Annotated in this window: 1 pseudogene; it reads left to right on the top strand. The window is 54.8% G+C overall.

Going from position 1 to position 1,481, the window contains the following annotated elements:
- Window positions 1–1,481 (top strand): annotated as a pseudogene (locus tag ACIOZM_RS31820) (hypothetical protein); the annotation flags it as partial.

Here is a 1,481-nt window from a genome sequence, read left to right as displayed (position 1 = left end):
TACCGCCACCGTGACCTCGAATGCCACGAACCTCATCAGTAACGGTAGCTTTACTGGTGGAGCGACGGGATGGAACACCAGTGGTACGGTCTATCTCCACGGCAATGGCCACATGACCTTCGAGGGAGGGCCTAAACCGGATGGTTTGGGTGGTGTCATTCAGCAAAACGTGACCACGGTTGTGGGGGAGACCTATGTCGTGCAGTTTTGGGTGGGCGGTCATAACAATAGGTACCAGGCCTGTCGGGCCACAGCCCAGGCCTTGAATGGTGCGACGGTACTTGGTTCTTTGGCAACCACCGCCACCTGGGAGGGCGCCACAGTCAAGTTCACCTTTGTCGCCGCGTCGACGACGACGACCGTCAAGCTGACTGAAACCTATGACGATTGGAGTAATGAATACTATTTCGATGACTTTGTCGTGGCTCGCGCGCCTAAAATGACTCTTTTGTATAAGGATATGACGTCTGTTTTCTGGCGCTACGGTTCCAACGTGACTGCTCAAGTTGTTACCTATGGTCAGACGTATCTCTCCAATGATCCCACGACCCCCAACGCTTTACTGGTCTATACGTCGGATAACCAGACGCTGCAACTCAACCTCTCCAGCCTTAACGAGGTCCGTTTATGTGACCGGGCCCAGCGGTTTATCCGCCTTCGGCAGCAGGTCGATCTGGAGTTTCATGAACTTGATTGGTTGGTGTTGAATGCGAACCGGGCCATTCATGCCACTCGACCGTTATACCTGGACACTCCCGTGCTGGGGGCCATTGCTGAATTCACACGTCTGTCGGCCACGTACGGAATCTCTTTCGACGAGTTCGGCTGTTTCATTGGCGACATGAATACCTATGCGCGTAAATCCGAGCAGAGCCTGTATCAGCGGTTATTCACCTCCGCGATTGATGGCATTACCCTTGCGCTGGACGCGACACTCAACTTTACGGCTTCAGCAGGCAGCAAGGAGGCGGCCATCATTTGCAGCGCCCTGCAGGTGACGGCGGATGAACTGCAGCAAATGGCTCAATTGGCATTCGGTGCCGACAAGATGAGTGCCGTCACCATGAGTTCGGCACGTTATGCGCAGCTGTATCGATTGGCCATGATCCCGCGCATGCTGGGTCTGAGTTTTACCGCAGCCAATCAGCTCTGGGAGTTACTCAACCCGGGCAAAAATACGGCCCTGCGGGTAGCGGGTGGACCGACGCTGGAAACCCTTGCCATCATTCGTCAAACCGAGGTGGTGCTGACCTGGATGGTCGACAATCAGTTGGACATTTCCACCGTCGTGAGTATGACCAGTAACGTTTACAGCAGCGCCTTCACCCCAGAAATTCAAAACTTCACCTACAACCTCTACACCGCCCTCATCACCGACACTGCCGCCACTGCCGCCACTGGCAAACAGGGCAGCAACGCACTTGACCCAGCGTTTAAGCAAAAGCTGTGTCAAGCCATCTCGCCCATGTTCAAAAGCACGC

Origin of the sequence: Pseudomonas sp. NPDC087346, assembly GCF_044744235.1 — a bacterium.
Taxonomy (GTDB): Bacteria; Pseudomonadota; Gammaproteobacteria; order Pseudomonadales; family Pseudomonadaceae; genus Aquipseudomonas.
The sequence above is the reverse complement of the archived record's forward strand: the minus strand, read 5'-3'. Positions and strand labels throughout refer to the sequence as shown.